At 41.1% G+C, this 16814-nt stretch carries 18 protein-coding genes and 1 riboswitch; of the genes, 7 read left to right on the top strand and 11 right to left on the bottom strand.

What is annotated here, in order from left to right; all coding sequences use genetic code 11:
• Nucleotides 1-36 precede the first annotated feature (36 nt).
• From JNUCC41_RS14265 to JNUCC41_RS14255, 3 genes are all read right to left on the bottom strand, one after another.
• On the bottom strand, nt 37-201 hold the full coding sequence (locus tag JNUCC41_RS14265; RefSeq protein ID WP_192203574.1) for a hypothetical protein: 165 nt from the start codon (nt 199-201) through the stop codon (nt 37-39).
• Nucleotides 202-293: 92 nt separating this feature from the next.
• On the bottom strand, nt 294-1007 hold the full coding sequence (locus tag JNUCC41_RS14260; RefSeq protein WP_192203573.1) for a FixH family protein: 714 nt from the start codon (nt 1005-1007) through the stop codon (nt 294-296).
• 91 nt (nt 1008-1098) lie between these two features.
• On the bottom strand, nt 1099-1674 hold the full coding sequence (locus JNUCC41_RS14255; protein WP_311202512.1) for a YitT family protein: 576 nt from the start codon (nt 1672-1674) through the stop codon (nt 1099-1101).
• Between the two features lie 615 nt (nt 1675-2289).
• Here JNUCC41_RS14255 and JNUCC41_RS14250 point away from each other — a divergent pair.
• Nucleotides 2290-3642, top strand: coding sequence for a hemolysin family protein (locus tag JNUCC41_RS14250; protein WP_192203572.1), 1353 nt, complete (start codon nt 2290-2292; stop codon nt 3640-3642).
• 346 nt (nt 3643-3988) lie between these two features.
• Here JNUCC41_RS14250 and ytvI read toward each other — a convergent pair whose 3' ends face one another.
• The gene (gene ytvI / locus JNUCC41_RS14245) at nt 3989-5032 is read right to left on the bottom strand and encodes a sporulation integral membrane protein YtvI (protein ID WP_192203571.1); all 1044 of its coding nucleotides are present in this window, start codon (nt 5030-5032) and stop codon (nt 3989-3991) included.
• A gap of 128 nt (nt 5033-5160) precedes the next feature.
• Here ytvI and JNUCC41_RS14240 point away from each other — a divergent pair, with 128 nt between their 5' ends.
• Complete coding sequence (locus tag JNUCC41_RS14240) at nt 5161-5364, top strand: hypothetical protein (RefSeq protein WP_098372640.1); 204 nt, start codon at nt 5161-5163, stop codon at nt 5362-5364.
• Nucleotides 5365-5723: 359 nt separating this feature from the next.
• Complete coding sequence (locus JNUCC41_RS14235; RefSeq protein WP_076367409.1) at nt 5724-6143, top strand: MarR family winged helix-turn-helix transcriptional regulator; 420 nt, start codon at nt 5724-5726, stop codon at nt 6141-6143.
• A 68-nt stretch (nt 6144-6211) separates the two neighbouring features.
• Here the strand turns inward: JNUCC41_RS14235 and JNUCC41_RS14230 are convergent, their stop codons facing one another.
• The gene (locus tag JNUCC41_RS14230; RefSeq protein ID WP_192203570.1) at nt 6212-7603 is read right to left on the bottom strand and encodes a MocR-like pyridoxine biosynthesis transcription factor PdxR; all 1392 of its coding nucleotides are present in this window, start codon (nt 7601-7603) and stop codon (nt 6212-6214) included.
• A gap of 103 nt (nt 7604-7706) precedes the next feature.
• On the opposite strand from JNUCC41_RS14230, the gene JNUCC41_RS14225 reads away from it, so the two are divergent.
• Entirely contained in the window at nt 7707-8285 is a 579-nt protein-coding gene (locus tag JNUCC41_RS14225) for a GNAT family N-acetyltransferase (RefSeq protein ID WP_192203569.1), read from the top strand.
• A gap of 47 nt (nt 8286-8332) precedes the next feature.
• Here the strand turns inward: JNUCC41_RS14225 and JNUCC41_RS14220 are convergent, their stop codons facing one another.
• The 3 genes from JNUCC41_RS14220 to JNUCC41_RS14210 form a co-directional block, all read right to left on the bottom strand.
• The gene (locus JNUCC41_RS14220) at nt 8333-8476 is read right to left on the bottom strand and encodes a hypothetical protein (RefSeq protein WP_192203568.1); all 144 of its coding nucleotides are present in this window, start codon (nt 8474-8476) and stop codon (nt 8333-8335) included.
• Between the two features lie 73 nt (nt 8477-8549).
• Nucleotides 8550-9005, bottom strand: a complete 456-nt coding sequence (locus JNUCC41_RS14215; RefSeq protein ID WP_192203567.1) for a GNAT family N-acetyltransferase — start codon at nt 9003-9005, stop codon at nt 8550-8552.
• A 17-nt stretch (nt 9006-9022) separates the two neighbouring features.
• Nucleotides 9023-10039 (bottom strand): nitronate monooxygenase, encoded by a 1017-nt coding sequence (locus JNUCC41_RS14210; protein WP_192203566.1) that lies wholly within the window; start codon nt 10037-10039, stop codon nt 9023-9025.
• 140 nt (nt 10040-10179) lie between these two features.
• Here JNUCC41_RS14210 and JNUCC41_RS14205 point away from each other — a divergent pair, with 140 nt between their 5' ends.
• Complete coding sequence (locus tag JNUCC41_RS14205; protein WP_192203565.1) at nt 10180-11145, top strand: oxygen-dependent tRNA uridine(34) hydroxylase TrhO; 966 nt, start codon at nt 10180-10182, stop codon at nt 11143-11145.
• A 308-nt stretch (nt 11146-11453) separates the two neighbouring features.
• Here the strand turns inward: JNUCC41_RS14205 and JNUCC41_RS14200 are convergent, their stop codons facing one another.
• Together JNUCC41_RS14200 and JNUCC41_RS14195 are read right to left on the bottom strand one after the other, a co-directional pair.
• Nucleotides 11454-12086 (bottom strand): superoxide dismutase family protein, encoded by a 633-nt coding sequence (locus tag JNUCC41_RS14200; RefSeq protein ID WP_192203564.1) that lies wholly within the window; start codon nt 12084-12086, stop codon nt 11454-11456.
• 168 nt (nt 12087-12254) lie between these two features.
• Nucleotides 12255-13562, bottom strand: coding sequence for a CitMHS family transporter (locus tag JNUCC41_RS14195; protein ID WP_192203563.1), 1308 nt, complete (start codon nt 13560-13562; stop codon nt 12255-12257).
• 202 nt (nt 13563-13764) lie between these two features.
• On the opposite strand from JNUCC41_RS14195, the gene JNUCC41_RS14190 reads away from it, so the two are divergent.
• The gene (locus JNUCC41_RS14190; protein ID WP_192203562.1) at nt 13765-14976 is read left to right on the top strand and encodes an MFS transporter; all 1212 of its coding nucleotides are present in this window, start codon (nt 13765-13767) and stop codon (nt 14974-14976) included.
• A 350-nt stretch (nt 14977-15326) separates the two neighbouring features.
• Nucleotides 15327-15417: riboswitch (cyclic di-GMP riboswitch) on the top strand.
• 77 nt (nt 15418-15494) lie between these two features.
• Entirely contained in the window at nt 15495-15689 is a 195-nt protein-coding gene (locus JNUCC41_RS14185) for a hypothetical protein (protein ID WP_192203561.1), read from the top strand.
• Between the two features lie 773 nt (nt 15690-16462).
• On the opposite strand, the gene JNUCC41_RS14180 is transcribed toward JNUCC41_RS14185, so the two are convergent.
• Nucleotides 16463-16762, bottom strand: a complete 300-nt coding sequence (locus tag JNUCC41_RS14180; protein WP_192203560.1) for a hypothetical protein — start codon at nt 16760-16762, stop codon at nt 16463-16465.
• Between the last annotated feature and the right edge of the window lie 52 nt (nt 16763-16814).

Here is a 16814-nt window from a genome sequence, read left to right as displayed (position 1 = left end):
AAAAGACCAGCTGATATGTACTCCGGTCTCATTGCATCAATATTCTTTTAGCTCCCTTTTTTGGGGAAATTGAGAAAAAAAAGCTGTGGTGAGTAAGGATGAATCATTTTGCGAAACATTAGTGAAAATCTCCTGGCGTGATTTCGTTTTTTCAATATGAATCCCGAGATCTTTATACTTGTTGATTTTTTGATTATTCATGCTTACCCTCCCTTTCTGCTGTACCGTTATCCTTTACCTTCCCATTTAACGAAAGGATAAAACCTGTTTAAACCATTCGCTCCAAAAAACAATCAATTGACTTGAATGGTTTGCAGTTGGTGTTCATGCACTTCGTCTTTTTCAACATGTACCTGCACCTTATAGGTTCCCGATTCTTCGAAAGATACCTTATTTAGATATGTTCCATCTCCATCTTCTTCAGCTTTGGTGAAATGACTCTCTTCGCTGCCTTCCTTCCACACCTCGAAATTCACATCTGCATTTGTCAGTGGCTTCCCATCCAATTCAACGGTCGCTGCAAAGTTCGAACTGTTTCCTGCCTTTACAGGGTTACTTTGAAACTCGATGGATACATCCGTACTAGGATGAACCGATGCGCCTTCACTTTCATGTTCTGGAACGACAACTTCTTTTTCAGGCATTACATGAAGGCCTTTGGCCGTAACATGGGAGACTACAATATATTTGCCTGTTTCTTCAAAAGTATGCATCACTTGATACATGCCACTTCCAGTATTCTTTGCTTCAAGCATTTCCCGTTTATCCTGCCCTGACTTTCTTACTTCAAAGAGTACCTCATCTGCTTCATTCACCAATTTGCTTCCCTGTTTCACTGTAGTTTCAAGAATGACTTCTTTTCCAGGCTCCAATTTGCCTTTAATGACGATTGATGCATCCATCGATTCTGGAACAGCACTGTTAACTTCCTTGTCCTCTGGCATTTCAGACTCCTGACATCCAGCCAACATAACTAACAACGCAGTAAACATATAGAGTTTTTTCATATGAACTTTCCTTTACTATTTATTAGACTAAAAATCTGTCCTCTTCATATTGCCCATCCTTTCCTTTTTTCGGATTTTTATACGTCATTCATCAAAAAATAGTTCGCATCACGGTGACTGAGGTCAGCATGGCCACCGCGATGATCGTTAAAAATGAATATAAAAAGATTGAAGTCCCCACAACACTCAATCCGCAAAGAAGCACGCATCCATCAATGATAAAAATCAGTAAACCTACATTGAATCCGCTCTTCCTTGATAGGATCTGTGCCAGCATATCCGTTCCGCCTGTTGATGTCCCATATCGAAGCATCAAGCCGATTCCTAATCCAATCAAACCTCCCCCGATCATTGCACTTACATAAATGGGAAGATTCCAGCCGATGACAGCGTCGGAAAAAATATCGATGCATAATGAGGAAAAAAGCAGGCCATGCAAACTGTTCAGGAATAATTTCTTTTCAAAGTACCAAGCATATATATATAATGGAATGCTGCTCAAAATCACACCCAGGCCTGTCGGAAGTCCTATATAGTAATGAAAAATCAGCCCAATCCCTATCATGCCGCCATCCAATAAATGATAAGGTATCAGGAAAAAATTGATTCCCACTCCTACAAGCATGCTGCCGGCGATGATTGCTGCCATCCTTTCCATGATTTTCATGGCTGCCACCCCCTTTAATCTGCATTTAGAACTTGTCTTGGACTCTATAGAATATGTATGAACCAGCGAAAAAATAATGAAACTGACCAATTTTTTATGTAACCACCTATAATTTTCTGAATATTCCATAATATCATACAATAAAGTAGTGAAAACAGTCAAAAACAGCTAATTATTAGCTCAAACTGATCCTTTACAAGCAATTTACCGGATTTATGGTGCAGAAAGCTATTTGACTGAATGATTAACTCTTTCTATAATGAAAGTATTTAAATTAATTAGATTGAGGTGATTTGATGGGGCATTAAAGAATGTTCGTTTTGACAGGCGGACGCTGATTTGCGTAATGGATATGTGCATCCTATTGAAAAATGGCTGTACTCCTTCAGACGGAAATTCTTCTATTTCCCGTCTACGCGTCGCCAATCGGCATATACTATTATTCTCTTCATCACTTAAAGAAATGGGAGTTAAAGCGGCTGGACATCAATTACCACAGCCATTTTGAATGATTCCCGATAATATTCAGCAAGGTAAAAAAAATATACTTGTATATTTTAAAAATGTAGGAGGTGTACTCCTTATTCGTCTCGAAGGCGAGTTAAGGGAGACTATTTGGACATAATAAACTTGGTTCTTATTGCCATTTTAATTGCTTTAACAGCATTTTTTGTAGCTACGGAGTTTGCGATTGTTAAAGTGAGAAGCACGAGGGTCGATCAATTAATTGAAGAAGGAAAGCCGAATGCTCTTTCAGCAAAGAAAGTGATATCCAACCTGGATGAATACCTTTCAACATGCCAGCTCGGTATTACCGTTACCGCTCTAGGGCTTGGGGTGCTCGGGGAACCGACAGTCAAAAAGATTTTGCACCCACTCTTGAATCAATTGAATCTTCCAAATTCAGCTTCACATGCACTCTCGGTTGCAATTGCCTTTTCTTTAATAACTTTCATACATGTGGTTGTTGGGGAATTGGCACCAAAAACATTGGCGATTCAAAAAGCGGAGCGAGTAACTTTATTGGTTTCCAAACCTTTAATTGGTTTTAACAAAATCATGTATCCATTCATCTGGGTACTGAATGGCTCTGCAAGGACGCTTACAAGAATGCTAGGATTAAAAGCAGTTTCCGAACATGATTTGGCTCATACAGAAGAAGAGCTTCGTATCATTGTTTCCGAAAGCTACAAAAGTGGTGAAATTAACCAATCAGAGTTTAAATATGTGAATAAAATTTTTGAATTCGATGATCGGATTGCAAAAGAAATCATGGTTCCACGTACAGAAATTGCAACGGTATCCAAAGATGATACGATCCAACAGTTTTTCACCGTCATGGCGGAGGAGAACTTTACACGATATCCTGTCATTGACGGAGATAAAGACCATGTTATCGGTATGGTCAATGTAAAAGAGCTATTCACTGAAATGATAGACAATAACAAGCAGACAGCATCCACGATCCAACGATATGTTCGTCCGATCATCCGTGTCATTGACAGTATCCCAATTCACGATTTACTTTTAAAAATGCAAAAGGAGCGCATCCACATGGCTATCCTCATGGATGAATACGGCGGTACGTCAGGTTTGGTGACCGTTGAAGATATCCTTGAAGAAATCGTTGGCGATATCCGCGATGAGTTCGACCTGGATGAAGTTCCTGATGTCCGCAAATTAAAAGAAGATCACTACATCATCGATGCCAAGGTATTAGTCAGTGAAGTGAATGATTTACTTGGATTGGATATTAATGATGAAGATATTGATACGATGGGCGGATGGATCCTTACCGAGAATTACGAGGCCAAACAAGGTGATATTCTGACTTATGGTCCCTATAACTTTAGAATAAAAGAAATGGAAGATCACCATATTCGTTATATTGAAATATACAAACAAGCAAAAGTCGTAAGCGAAGTAAAAGAATTCCCGATAATATCGCAAACTGAAATCGTTTCATGATAATAACCCCCGTTCCTAATTGACAATAGGAGCGGGGGTTATTTTTTTCCAACCGGTACATGAAATGAAATAATAACATAATATATAAAACCTGCTTCATTTTAAATTGAATGATTACATGAAGTATAGTTCTACCTTTATTGTTTCATACTGTTAGAAAAGCGATACTTATTGAAGGAGTGAGGAATCATGAAACTCATAACCATTTGCCAACACTGCAAAGGGAAAGGGAAAACCCGCTATCTGCAATTTTTTTCCCGGGACTGCAATCATTGCAACGGTCAAGGTAGAGCTGTAAAAGATATGTCAAATTTAAGAAATCAGGCAAAAAACATCTAATAATCTTTCATATTTTGAAGTTGGGTTTGATGACACCTGCCCTCTTTAACGTATCATAAACAATCAGTATCGAAGGTCCAAGGAAAAGCCCGATGAAACCGAGCATTTTAAACCCTAAATAAAGGCTGACCAACGATGCCAATGGGCTCAATCCCATATTTGCTGAATAGATTTTCGGTTCTATGGTCCTTCTTATGATCGTAATGACCAGGAATAGGATTGCGAGACCAACACCTAGATGATGGTTTCCTTGAGCCCAAACAATTACTGCCCAAGGAACCAGTACAGATCCCGTCCCCAAGATAGGAAGAATGTCCACAACTACAATTAACAATGCCAATGGAACCGTATACTTCACATTCAATAACCATAGTCCTCCATAAGCCATGATGAACGTTATTAAACTCAAAAGGATTTGTGCCTTGATGAAGCCTACGGCTGCCATACTTAAATCTTGATAAACTAGCGAAATCTTTTGATAAGTGGATGTCTTTAAATAAAGGACTGCCTTTTTTCTTAACTTAGGCAATTCAAGACTAAATAAGAATAATGCGATTAAATAAATTAAAAAGTCAATGAAGAGCCCGGGAATGAGTGTGACGAACTGAACCATATCCTGAACAAAGCCCTCTGTGAACCCTTCTAAGGCCCTGACTCCCTTTTCCATCGTTTGTTCTATCGACTGTATGAGATTTGGCGGCAACGTTTGGGAATACCGTTCCCATTTCCTAATGACTGGCAATATAGCCGTCAAATACACTTCACGTATGAAACCAGGAAATTCTTCCGAATAGATAATGACCTTCTTGATTAATACCGAAAAGGAAAAATAAGTGATGCTTATAAGCCCGCCTACATATAGAACAAATGAAATCAACACTGCCCAAAACCGATGCAGCTTTGCCGTTTCGCCAATCATGCGGACCAATCCATCTAAAAGAATGGCGGTGAGCAATGCTAATATCAAAGCCCATGAATAGGGAATGACGATTAATATGCATAAAAGGAGAATACCTCTCCAAAACCAACGGAAAAAGACGGCGACATTCACTGAACAAACCCTCCTTGCACTTTCCTGTTCTCCTTATATTTATGAAATGTGGTCACATATATTTCGCTTAAACGTTTTATTTTCTAAATAAGGGGAAAAAGAGATACAAAGAGATGGAGGGATTGACATTGGATAATAAAGATAAAGAAAAGTATCTTGAAGAGCGTAATGATAAATCCAAGGCATTCAAGAAAGATCAGGAAAAACAGCTGGAACGTGATCAAGTGGTCATGCCCATTGATGATTTACCAATTGATGAAATAAAATATGAACGACAAGAAGAACGAAATAAAAAAGAAACAAAACACCGCTCCACGAGCGAGAGGGTTTAACCAAAAACCAGCCACTATAGAGGGCTGGTTTTTGGTTGCAGGATATAATTGCATTCAGCTTCAAGAGGTGATGTGCTGTATTGACTTTTACCAATTCTCGGCAGCACTTTGATACTTGCTAATGGAACATTCGAAGGAAAAAAATATATATTTGCCATCATATATAAAGGTCCCCCTTGTCAGCTTTTGAAAATCCAGTACAATCGGACTCTTCCATAATCCATTCGCATTGCGGAATTCCTTCCTCCACTGCTTTACTTCCAAAAATAAACATTGACTGAAAAAAATGATTCTTTACAATAGACTTTTAAGAATTAAAGAATATAATGGACTGGTCGACCATTATAAAGGAGAATCATATGACGAACCCTACTCAATTATTTCATCAATATTTACAAGTATCGAGATCATTAGTCAGCAAAATGAATGAACAAATTACAGCTCTTGAAATTTACCATAATCAGTGGACGATCCTGAATTATTTAAAGAACTGTGGATATTCCACAATCCCCGATATTTGCAGTTACTTGGATGTTGATAGTGTTATCATCACACGTTCGGTCAACAGCATGGAACAGAATAATATGATTAAACAAGTTCCTGGGAAAGATGAACAGGAAAAACGGATTGAACTGACGCCCCGGGGAAAAGAGGTACATACAAAATGTCTTAAAATTGCAGAAAAAATCGAAGGAAAAGCCCTGGAAGGCATTACCGAGGAAGAACAGGAAATATTTTTCCAGACAGTCCTTAAAATCCTCAATAATATAAGAAACTAAAATGGATACCTTATATCATTGTTGAATAAGTGTGAATCAAGGCCTTTTCCTTATTTTTTCGCATCAAGCTATAGCCATGCCATTTTTAAAAGTCGGATTCCTGCTTTGATTTCACTTTCGGTTAATCCACCGTACCCAATCAAAACAGTCGGATCTTTCACATTGTTAGAATAATAAACCGAAGTTGGGTGGACTTTAACCCCAACACTGGCAGCCTTTTGAATGAGCTCTGCCTCACTGCTGCCGTTTTTTACTTTTAAAAGAACATGCAATCCTGACTTTTCACCGATTACGGCTACACGATCATGGAAGCTCTCTTCAATTGCATTAAGCAGCACCTTATTTTTTTTACGATAAATCGTTCGCATTTTATTCAGATGGCGTTCCCAATGTCCATTTTTCATAAAGAGACAGAGCGTTTCCTGAATCAATCTGGAGACGGTCTGTTTATATCCCATTAACTTCTCTTGATAGCGGCAAGCCAGCTCCATAGGTAACACCATGAATCCTACCCTGATTGATGGGATGAGCGACTTTGAAAACGTGCCTAGGTAGATGACCTTTCCCTTTGTGTCCAACCCCTGTAGGGACGGAATCGGTTTGCCTGAATGTCGGAATTCCCCGTCATAATCATCTTCGATGATATAACCTTTTTTTTCCGCTGCCCAATTCAGCAACTCCACCCTTCTAGTTATCGGCATGATCATTCCGGAAGGAAATTGATGGGAAGGAGTGACATAGGCAACATTCGCTGCACTCTCTTTCAGGGAGTCCACACTCATTCCGCTTTCATCCAAGGGTATGTATGCCATATCCGCTTCCTCCAACCTCAGTACCTCCCTTATTCGATGAAAGCCAGGCTCTTCCAACCCGAATACCCGCTCATCTCCAAGAAGTAACCGCAATAGATGGATGAAATACTGGGTACCTGCCCCAATGATGATTTGATCTGCCCCGCAGCGAACTCCTCTCGATTGGAATAGATAGGATGAGATTTCAAACCGGAGCCCCCATTCCCCTTGAGGATCACCGCTCATGAACATTTCCCTTTCCTGTAGATACAATGTATTGTTTAAGCATTTTTTCCACACGGCATGCGGGAAAGAATCGACGTCCACCCGTCCATGATTGAAATCTATCTCATTTCTTTCATTCGGAGGGCACATCATCCCTTCTGTTACAGGCAAAGGCTCATTCAAAGGTGAGATCGGTTCTAAATCGGCTACGTAATACCCTTTCCTTAATTGACTTTCCACATATCCTTCTGCCATCAACTGATGATAAGCCGTATCCACTGTATTCAGGCCTATCCCTAAATGCACAGCCAGTTTTCGTTTGGAAGGAAGTTTCATCCCAGCCTTTATTTGTCCATTCTGGATTTCCTTTATTAAGTATTTATACAATTGGACATATAAAGCTTCTTTATTCGTTTTATCTAAGTTTAGAGTAACTTCAAACATTTGGTCCTCCTTCAAACTGGTTCCATAAATTATATCAGGTTTGGTCCTTATTGCAGGACCAGAATATTTTTATAATGAAGATATCAATCAAGAGGAGGATACTATGGAACATATCGAATTATTCGGGAAACACGTGATACTCACCCCGATGATGGATCATCATATCGAACCGCTTTACGCCGCTTCCTTGCCAACTGAAATATGGGAATGGAGCGCAACAAAAATTTTGTCCTATGAAGAAGCGATTTCCTATGTAAAGGATGGCATACGAGCAAGGGAACAGGAACTTCATCATCCATTTGTCGTTATCGATCAGACTGATGATTCGATAGTTGGCAGCACGAGCTTAAGAAATATTCAATTTCATAATCAATCCCTGGAAATCGGTGCGACTTGGTATCATCCCGACAAATGGCGGACTGCCATTAACACAGAATGTAAGTACCTGCTATTGCAGCATGCTTTTGAAAGGTGGAAAATGAAACGGGTTGAATTCAGGACAGACGAATGCAACAAAAGATCGCGTGCAGCAATAACCAGGCTCGGCGCCCTTGAAGAAGGCATTTTGAGAATGGAGAAAAAACTGCAAGATGGAAGGATAAGGAACACGGTGGTCTACAGTATTCTCGAGCATGAATGGCCCAATGTAAAAAGGAATTTGGAAGCCTTTTTGAAAAGGTGAAGATATGAAAAAGAGTGCCGTTGTTTTGCACTCTTTTTATCTTGCTGCTATCTTTCATGTGAGTCTTTATTAATATCCGATAAAAAATCCTTTTGTCTTTTCGTTAATCGAATGAATATGAAAACGCCAATCGCAAATAAAAACGGCATTAATAAAGCAAAAAGAAGATAAATCATATCTCCAAAGAACAAGTTCATTCCCCCTAAACCATGCGACGCGCACTTTTGTCTGTAAACTTTCCCGTCAAACTTGGATGTTCATTGCTTAGCCTAAACTTTGTGACAAGCGAATCATATCCTGGCATTGAATCCCATTTTCATAAATGGCCTCGGAATAGTTTCTATTAAAAAAATCCCGATCTACCCTAGTGATTCTAAAACCGCATTTTTGGTAAAGGGCAAGCTGCCCTATCCCCGAATTTCCCGTGCCGATTTCAATCGTTTTATATCCCTGTTCCCTTGCACGGCCTATGGCGTGTTCAATCAATTGCCTGCCGATTCCTCTTCCTTGGTGCCGTTCATCCACAGCGAGGTTCATTATCTCTATCAGTTTTGGACCTTTTTGCAGTAAAACATAAACACCGATCATTCGCTCATCATTCAAGGCAACAAAGCATGTTCCGCTTCCCAAGTATTCCTCGACCAATTCCCTTGAGGGATCTGCCAAAAGCAATAAATGCATCGGCGGTGGCTCATCCATGAATAATTCCCTTATCTCCATCTCCATCCACCCCCTTCTCATTTTAGTTCTTCTACAAGAAGTTCAACCAATTCCGATGCGGGAAGTTCCCTGCTCAACCTATACCCTTGTCCTGCCCACAAAGCCATCAATTCAGGATTGTTTTTTTGTCCAGCCACTTTTCGCATTTGCTTTGTCATGTGATGGACATGAGGATAGGCGACTGGTGCAATTCCATCATAATCGGTTATAAATTGATTCACCAACCCGCGTGCTCTCCGGCCGCTGAAGGCTCGGGTAATAGAGGTCTTGGTAAACCGGGGATTTCCCAGAGCTTCCTTATGGACGGGACTTGCCCCGCTTTCGGGACAGCGAAGGAAAGCTGTTCCCAATTGTGCCGCTGTTGCTCCCGCTTCGAGCACGGCCGCGATATCCTTTCCATGCATCAGTCCGCCCGCCGCAATGATCGGCAAGTCCAGCTCACTTTGTATCAACCGTATCAAAACTAAAAGACCGTAATCATCTTCTGTGCGGTTTTCAAAGCTGCCCCTGTGACCCCCTGCTTCAAACCCCTGTACACATAGCACATCCGCACCTGCTCCCGCCGCCCTTTTTGCTTCCTGAAGGTTGGTTACCGTCACGGCTATAAGGGAACCGACACCTTGGAGCTCCCTTATTACATCTTCCGTTGGACATCCAAACGTAAAACTGACGACAGCGACCCCAGCTTCCTTCAATACCGTTATTTTATTTTCCCAATCATCGTCATCACTATCGGCTTTTCCAATCTCAGCCCCAACGCTCTCGGCCTCTTTTTCGATCTTTTCACGATAGGCAGATAATATATTTTCATCCACCGCCTCGTTTCCTGGCACAAATACATTCACGCCAAAAGGGTGCCCAGTCAACTGACGGGTCTGCCCTATTTCGTCCTTCATCTCTTCTGCAGTCTTATAGCCAGCTGCGAGAAAGCCCAGTCCACCTGCATTGGATACTGAAGCCGCAAGCTTCGGGGTGGAAGCTCCTCCTGCCATCGGTGCTTGAATGATCGGATATCTCATTAACTTTTTTAGCATTCCATACCACTCCTTTTGATTTTTCTTCATGCCCTTATCATTTTTACGTTTTCTTGGTATAATGATTATCTGTAAGAGAAAAGTGTCTAAATGATCACCCTTTATATCTTGCAAATATAAAACACAGGTGGTAAATAAAAATGGAAACAAAACCATATAGAGTATTACTTTATTATTTGTATGTACCAATCGAGAATCACGAAGAATTCGCAGCCGAGCATCTTGCGGCATGTAAAGCACTTGAATTGAAAGGCCGTATCTTGGTGGCAGCAGAAGGGATCAACGGAACGGTTTCTGGTACGATCGAACAAACCACCAAATATATGGACATGATGAAAAGCGATTCCCGCTTTGCCGATATCGTGTTTAAAATAGATGAAGCTGACGGCCATGCTTTCAAAAAAATGCATGTTCGTCCACGAAATGAGCTTGTAACGCTTCGATTGGAAGAAGACATCAACCCGAACCGGACGACAGGCAAATACTTGAGCCCGATGGAGTTCTTCGAGCAAATGCAAGATGAAAATACCATCGTCCTTGATGCCAGAAATGACTATGAATTTGATTTGGGACATTTCAGGGGTGCAATCAAGCCAGAAATCACGAATTTCCGTGAACTTCCGGATTGGGTCCGGGAAAATAGAGAAATGTTCGAAGGCAAAAAAATACTAACGTATTGCACCGGCGGTATCCGCTGTGAAAAATTCTCCGGCTGGCTTGTCGAAGAAGGCTTTGAAGATGTAGGCCAACTGCATGGCGGCATCGCAACATACGGAAAGGATCCCGAAGTCCAAGGTGAGCTTTGGGATGGCCAAATGTATGTATTCGATGAAAGGATTGCCGTACCTATCAATCAAAAGGAACATGTTATTGTCGGTCGCGATATTTATTCCGGCGAACCTTGTGAACGCTATGTTAATTGTGCTAACCCTGAATGCAACAAGAAAATCCTTTGCAGTGAAGAGAACGAGCACAAACATATGCGCAGCTGTACTCATGAATGCCGAGTGCATCCCCGTAACCGCTATGTAGTCGAGCATAACCTTTCTGAAGAAGAAGTGGCTGAGAGATTACAGCTAATCGAAGAAACCAGTACCGTAAAATGATAAAGCAAACCCGAATCAGTGGACATGATCCCTATTCGGGTTTTTTTATCCCTTTAAATCAAATCTTATTTTTCTATATTAAACCTATGCCTTGGACCTTATCCCACTGCAAGAATTAACTATGATCTTTTAATGCCATCTGCTTCAAATCCAATATTACTTACTCTCTTACTTCTATATCACAATAGAAAAAACCTTCTTAATACGTAAAAAGAATGAATTCATCTTAAGATTTTAGCGGTCAGCGGTTTTACCTTCAATGAAAAGAGCGATTCCTCTTTAGAGGAATCGCTTTTGCTTCATTAATGTTATTTTCCCTCTGCACTTACAACAATCCCGCAAGCTTGCCTATCGCCTGCATCACCGGCTTTCAAGGTATCCACATCCGGTCCTTTTTCTCCATTAGCTTCATAACGGTCAGGAATATTGGCAAAGTTGTCTGGATTCGCATGAACGATTACAGCCAACTCTTCTTTCTTCAGCTGGTCTATCGTCATGTTATCCAATGTTGCCGTATATTTGGCTGTCCCATCCTCTTTCACATATAAAGGGGGCATATCCCCTGCATGTTTAGAGTGCGTGTCATTAGTTGGATTAAAGTGTCCTCCCGCTGTAGTGAAAGGGCCTTCCTTAGCATCCGGCTCACATACTGCGTTTTCGTGGACATGGAATCCATGGTAGCCTGGCTCAAGGCCTTCCAAAGCGGTCTCGATAACCACAGTATTCTCTTCGGCGGTAAAGTTAACCGTCCCAAGTGTTTTACCTTCTACATCTTTAACTTCCGCTTTTACCTGCGGATCAACCCCTGTTTCTGTTCCTTGTCCCACTGTAGTCATGTCCTCGGCATTATTGTCGGACTGATTTGAATCATCCGCTGAATTACATCCATACAGTAAAAGGGCAGCACACATGGGCAGCACAAGTTTTTGTTTATAGTTCATATAAACTCCCTCACTCTCTTATATGTATCTTCTTCTTATTACTTTCCACCATTATGGAAGAATAAACAGAAAGCGGAATAAATAGGAAAATGGATTATTCCGTGAGGGTGAATACCTTACTAATTTCACAGACAGGAATTTTGCATTATAGCTTAATGGTCTCGCATTTTACAAAGTGATGACCCCAAAAGTAATGGCTGCAATCGTCATGATGATGGTTGTCCCAAATGCCCATTTAAACAGGAATTTTTGGTGATCCCCAAAATCCACACCTACAAGGCCGATCAATATGAAGGTTGCAGGCACCAATGGCGATAATGGGAACCCTGCGGTCGAATGGCCTAATAAAGCCGCCCTTCCGATTTCTACAGGAGAAATACCGAAGTTCGATGCCGTTTCACTTATTATTGGCAGAATGCCAAAGTAATAGGCATCAGGTGAAAAAATGAACCCCATCGGAATGCTCGTCAGCGCTACCACCAGTGGCAAATGTGCCCCGATCCATTCTGGAATGACAGTTACGATTGAAGCAGCCATCGAGTCCATCATCTTCGTTTCTGTGAATACACCCGTAAAAATCCCTGCTGCGAAAATAAGTGTACAGATCATCACGAAACTATTGGCATGAGATAAAATTCTTTCCTGCTGTTCTTTTGGGTTCGGAAAGTTAACGAATAGTGCAATCGCAAAAGCAGTGGCAAATAAAATTTGGATCGGCAGCACTTCCATCACCAGCAAAACCATCAGTAAAATCGTCAAGAACCAATTAAACCAAAAAAGCTTGGATGTTCCTTTAGGTGCGGTTTCAACAGCTGCAGCCTGTTCTCCCATACCAGGTTGCATGTTCGTCTCCATCGTACTGACCCCTAATCTCTCCCTTTCCTTTTTACCAAGTACATATGCAGAAAAAAGTGTCCATAATAGACCGCAAATCATGACCGGAATGAGAGGAATGAATAGCTCCGATACTTCAACCTGAAGGCTCGCGGCCGCCCTTACCAAAGGACCTCCCCAAGGAATCATATTCATGACGCCGGCGGCTAAACCAACAACACAGGCCAAAACGAGCCTGTTCATCCCTAATTTGATATAAAGCGGCAGCATGGCTGAAACGGTAATCATGAATGTGGAAGAACCGTCTCCGTCCAAACCCACCAACATGGTTATAATGGCGGTTGCCATGACAACCTTTAGCGGATCTCCTTTTACAAAACTGAGTATTTTAGCGATCATGGGCTCGAATAAACCAACGTCAATCATTAAACCAAAGTATAGAATAGCAAAAACGATCATGACTGCTGTCGGTGTCACCTTTAAAATACCCGCAACCATCATATCTCCCATTTCCGAGGCAAAGCCACCAATCAGACCAAAAGCTATTGCCGTGAAGATAAAAGCGACAACCACTGATAAGCGCTTTGTGATGACTAAGACCAGAAACGTTAAAATCATGCAAAATCCTAAAATCGTCAACATGTTAAAAACTCCTTTAAATGGAAAAGTGAATACATTTGTTTAATTTAATTTTTCTGAAAAATCAATATTTTCACATTATATCATTTGCCTATTCATTAAAAAACCAATAAAAACAAATTCGTTTAATAAATTAGTTAAATTATGTATACTATTATTTAGGAACCCGAAGTTTTTTTCGGAGGAAAGAAGTGTTGAATCTAAAATGAATGCTCATAAAATAGCTAAACGGAATCTTTTCATCATGTGGTTCGCCAATTTCTTCATAGGCGGGAGCATGACGATGGTTCTCCCATTCATATCCTTATACATTGGTACATTCGGAGATTATTCGACTCAATATATCCAGCATTGGTCCGGATGGACATTTGGAATCACTTTTGTGACTGCCTTTTTATTTTCTCCCATTTGGGGACGAATTGGTGATCGGTACGGCAGGAAGAAAATCTTGATTGCCTGTGCCTTTGGGATGGGGCTGTCCATTTTCCTGATGGGATTCGTTGAAAATGTTTGGCAGCTATTCGTCTTAAGGATGTTCACCGGGATATTCACTGGCTTCATTTCCATGTCACAGGCCTTCATATCAACGCAGACCCCAAAAGAAATTGCCGGACGCGTACTGGGAACCTTGCAAACGGGTAATATAACCGGTTCCCTTTTCGGACCATTGCTTGGCGGCCTGCTTGCAGACACACTCGGCTACTCAACCGCCTTTAAATTCACCTCCATCACCATTTTCATCTCCGGACTTCTTGTTTTTGCAACCAAGGAGTACCAAATGGAACGGCAGAAGGGAACAAAGTCGAGCTATACAAGCAGGGAGGTTCTCTCGCATATCTTGAGGAATCCCATCCTAGTCAATGTCATGCTCATTTCGACACTTGTTCAAGTTGCCCACTTCAGCATCCAGCCCATTCTTTCTTTATACGTTGGCCAGTTGCATGGAACTTCCAATCTTGGATTTTATTCAGGTATCGCCTTTTCTGCAGCAGGCCTGGGAAATTTATTGATGGCGCGTCACTGGGGCAAGATAGGTGATCGTCATGGACATGTGAAGATTCTTGTGCTGCTTCTTTTCCTGACTGCTACAGTCTACTTGCCCGGTGCCTTCATCAATCATTTTTGGCAGCTTGTTCTGGTACGTTTCATTCTTGGCATGGCAATAGGCGGCATCATCCCTGTAAGGATTGCCTACATTCGCCAGGAAGCTCCTGTCGCAATGCAGGGGGAAGTACTTGGATACAATACGAGCCTGCGCTTTTTAGGCAATATCATTGGACCCGCGATGGGCGGAATGGTTGCTGGTTTCTACGGATTCTCCGCCGTTTTCATCACGACCAGCACGTTACTCCTCATAGCGGGACTTGTCCTCTATTTCGCGATGCACCGCAATCCGGAATTGGCCAGATCACATTAATCTCACTTTGGCAAGAAAGCCTGCTTCCAGTTGGAATCAGGCTTTCTCATGTTTAATGCTCATACAGCTGTAGTTCTGGATACTTCTGGAACTGGATTTCATTTCGGTCGTATTCCGATACAGGCAGTGAGGCCAAAAACGAACATGGGTCCTGCACACATGAAAAAGGAATATTGGAAACCAGCTGCTGAACATGGTTTTCCGAACTATAGGTACATAGCGTGCCAAACCTTTCTTCTCTATTTTCCTTCTATATTTGGACAATCCCGGTGATTGCTGTTGATACTTAATAAAAGGGGAAGGTTGGCCGCAGCCATAAACACTTCATAATGCATCAAATTTTATGTTAAGATTATTTTAGGCAAATTTTATGAAAGTAAAAGACGCAAAGCCACGGGCCTAACACAACAACTTGGTTGTCATGGCAGCCGGGCTGCCAAGATTTTTCTTGAATGGATCACTTTATTATCAATTGCCCCTTTTTAATTTGCCTAAAATTAAAAATAGGAGGGTTATATATGTTTTTTCCAACCATTTATTCTGCTACTACAGATGAGAGACACATAGTTAAAGATAAAAATACTTGTGCATGCGGCACAAGGTATAATGTATTCGCAATGTTGACCAGAAGCGACCTTCGAAAAATCAGGTTCAAGCATTATAAAGAAGTGACATGTCCTAAATGTAAATCCAGTATCATTGATAAGGAATAGACTTTTAACACCGGGCGGGTTTTTACTCCAAAAACTTTGATAGAGCTGGCCTTTTTCGGTAACAATAGCCCTCATGCCTCCTTACCCAGATTACACACAAAATCGAATAAAAAAAGACCCTTTCAAGATCTTTTATCATTGCTATGTAAAGTGAATGTGCAGCGGAATATAGCTGGCTCGATTCAAATCATCAGTTTATAAGCGCTACTCCGCTTCCCGTTTGGTCTTCCATCAACTGGGCAAATATTTCTTAAGTAATAACTCGGCAAGTACAGGGTCTTTCAGGTCATTCAATAGCGTGCAGGAGCCCAATTCGTCAAATGGCCAAGACTTTTTTCGGGAATCCATTTCGGGAACATTATGAGCATGCATGGCCTATTTGTAGGCATAATAATCCTTCAGGTTATTGGTGGTACCACCCCCATAATATCGTCAGGGAAAGCTTCTTTAATATCGGATATTCACTAAGGTAAAGACTTATCCCTTCCCAGTATGAGGATGCGAGTTTATTTTCCCTTTTCACCGGTATCATCAATATCAGCATATCATCCCATTTTTGTCACGATGATTTCTTTATATTTAAGATAAAGCTGTTCTTTCATATGATCCCATTCCGAGGCTTTTTCCGCTTCACTTTCAATCAGGTTCGAATGGGCAGTAAGTGACCCTCTTCCAGTTTCAAAACGGCAATCCGGTGTGGCCTGTATAAATCATTGTTCATCAATGTCGCATATTCGACTATTTAGCTTATCTTCTATTTTCTCTTCAAACAATTAAGTTATGTAACTATCCTTTACCTCTTCTTCGAGAATCTCCGGGGAACATTCACCTAGGTGAATGGGAAAAGAATCAGCAAAATGCAGCGAACCGCCTTTCCATACTTTTGGATACAAACGATCATCCCCTCTCAATACGATCGCCACAAAGTCCCACGAAAATTCCAATTGAAATGATTCCACCGTAAAATCCAATGTTTCTTGGATTGTATCGAATTTCACTAAATTCCTTGCAGTCAGTCTTAAATGATTCTCAACCTTTTCCAGCAGTTTCGTTCTTTTCTCGCTCTTATTCATAGGAGTAACCCCCATTTTCATAATTCATTTAAATACAGAAAAATCTGAATCA

The organism is Brevibacillus sp. JNUCC-41 (assembly GCF_014844095.1).
Taxonomy (GTDB): domain Bacteria; phylum Bacillota; class Bacilli; order Bacillales; family DSM-1321; genus Peribacillus; species Peribacillus aracenensis.
This window is presented reverse-complemented; position numbering and strand designations above follow the sequence as displayed.

What these genes read in the sequence shown, in the direction of transcription:
- JNUCC41_RS14180 (WP_192203560.1), bottom strand. Translation starts at nt 16,762, where the DNA reads ATGAATAAGAGCGAGAAAAGAACGAAACTGCTGGAAAAGGTTGAGAAT.
- JNUCC41_RS14190 (WP_192203562.1), top strand. Translation starts at nt 13,765, where the DNA reads ATGAATGCTCATAAAATAGCTAAACGGAATCTTTTCATCATGTGGTTC.
- JNUCC41_RS14205 (WP_192203565.1), top strand. Translation starts at nt 10,180, where the DNA reads ATGGAAACAAAACCATATAGAGTATTACTTTATTATTTGTATGTACCA.
- JNUCC41_RS14255 (WP_311202512.1), bottom strand. Translation starts at nt 1,674, where the DNA reads ATGAAAATCATGGAAAGGATGGCAGCAATCATCGCCGGCAGCATGCTT.
- JNUCC41_RS14200 (WP_192203564.1), bottom strand. Translation starts at nt 12,086, where the DNA reads ATGAACTATAAACAAAAACTTGTGCTGCCCATGTGTGCTGCCCTTTTA.
- JNUCC41_RS14230 (WP_192203570.1), bottom strand. Translation starts at nt 7,603, where the DNA reads ATGTTTGAAGTTACTCTAAACTTAGATAAAACGAATAAAGAAGCTTTA.
- JNUCC41_RS14225 (WP_192203569.1), top strand. Translation starts at nt 7,707, where the DNA reads ATGGAACATATCGAATTATTCGGGAAACACGTGATACTCACCCCGATG.
- JNUCC41_RS14260 (WP_192203573.1), bottom strand. Translation starts at nt 1,007, where the DNA reads ATGAAAAAACTCTATATGTTTACTGCGTTGTTAGTTATGTTGGCTGGA.
- JNUCC41_RS14265 (WP_192203574.1), bottom strand. Translation starts at nt 201, where the DNA reads ATGAATAATCAAAAAATCAACAAGTATAAAGATCTCGGGATTCATATT.
- JNUCC41_RS14235 (WP_076367409.1), top strand. Translation starts at nt 5,724, where the DNA reads ATGACGAACCCTACTCAATTATTTCATCAATATTTACAAGTATCGAGA.
- JNUCC41_RS14185 (WP_192203561.1), top strand. Translation starts at nt 15,495, where the DNA reads ATGTTTTTTCCAACCATTTATTCTGCTACTACAGATGAGAGACACATA.
- JNUCC41_RS14210 (WP_192203566.1), bottom strand. Translation starts at nt 10,039, where the DNA reads ATGCTAAAAAAGTTAATGAGATATCCGATCATTCAAGCACCGATGGCA.
- JNUCC41_RS14215 (WP_192203567.1), bottom strand. Translation starts at nt 9,005, where the DNA reads ATGGAGATAAGGGAATTATTCATGGATGAGCCACCGCCGATGCATTTA.
- JNUCC41_RS14195 (WP_192203563.1), bottom strand. Translation starts at nt 13,562, where the DNA reads ATGTTGACGATTTTAGGATTTTGCATGATTTTAACGTTTCTGGTCTTA.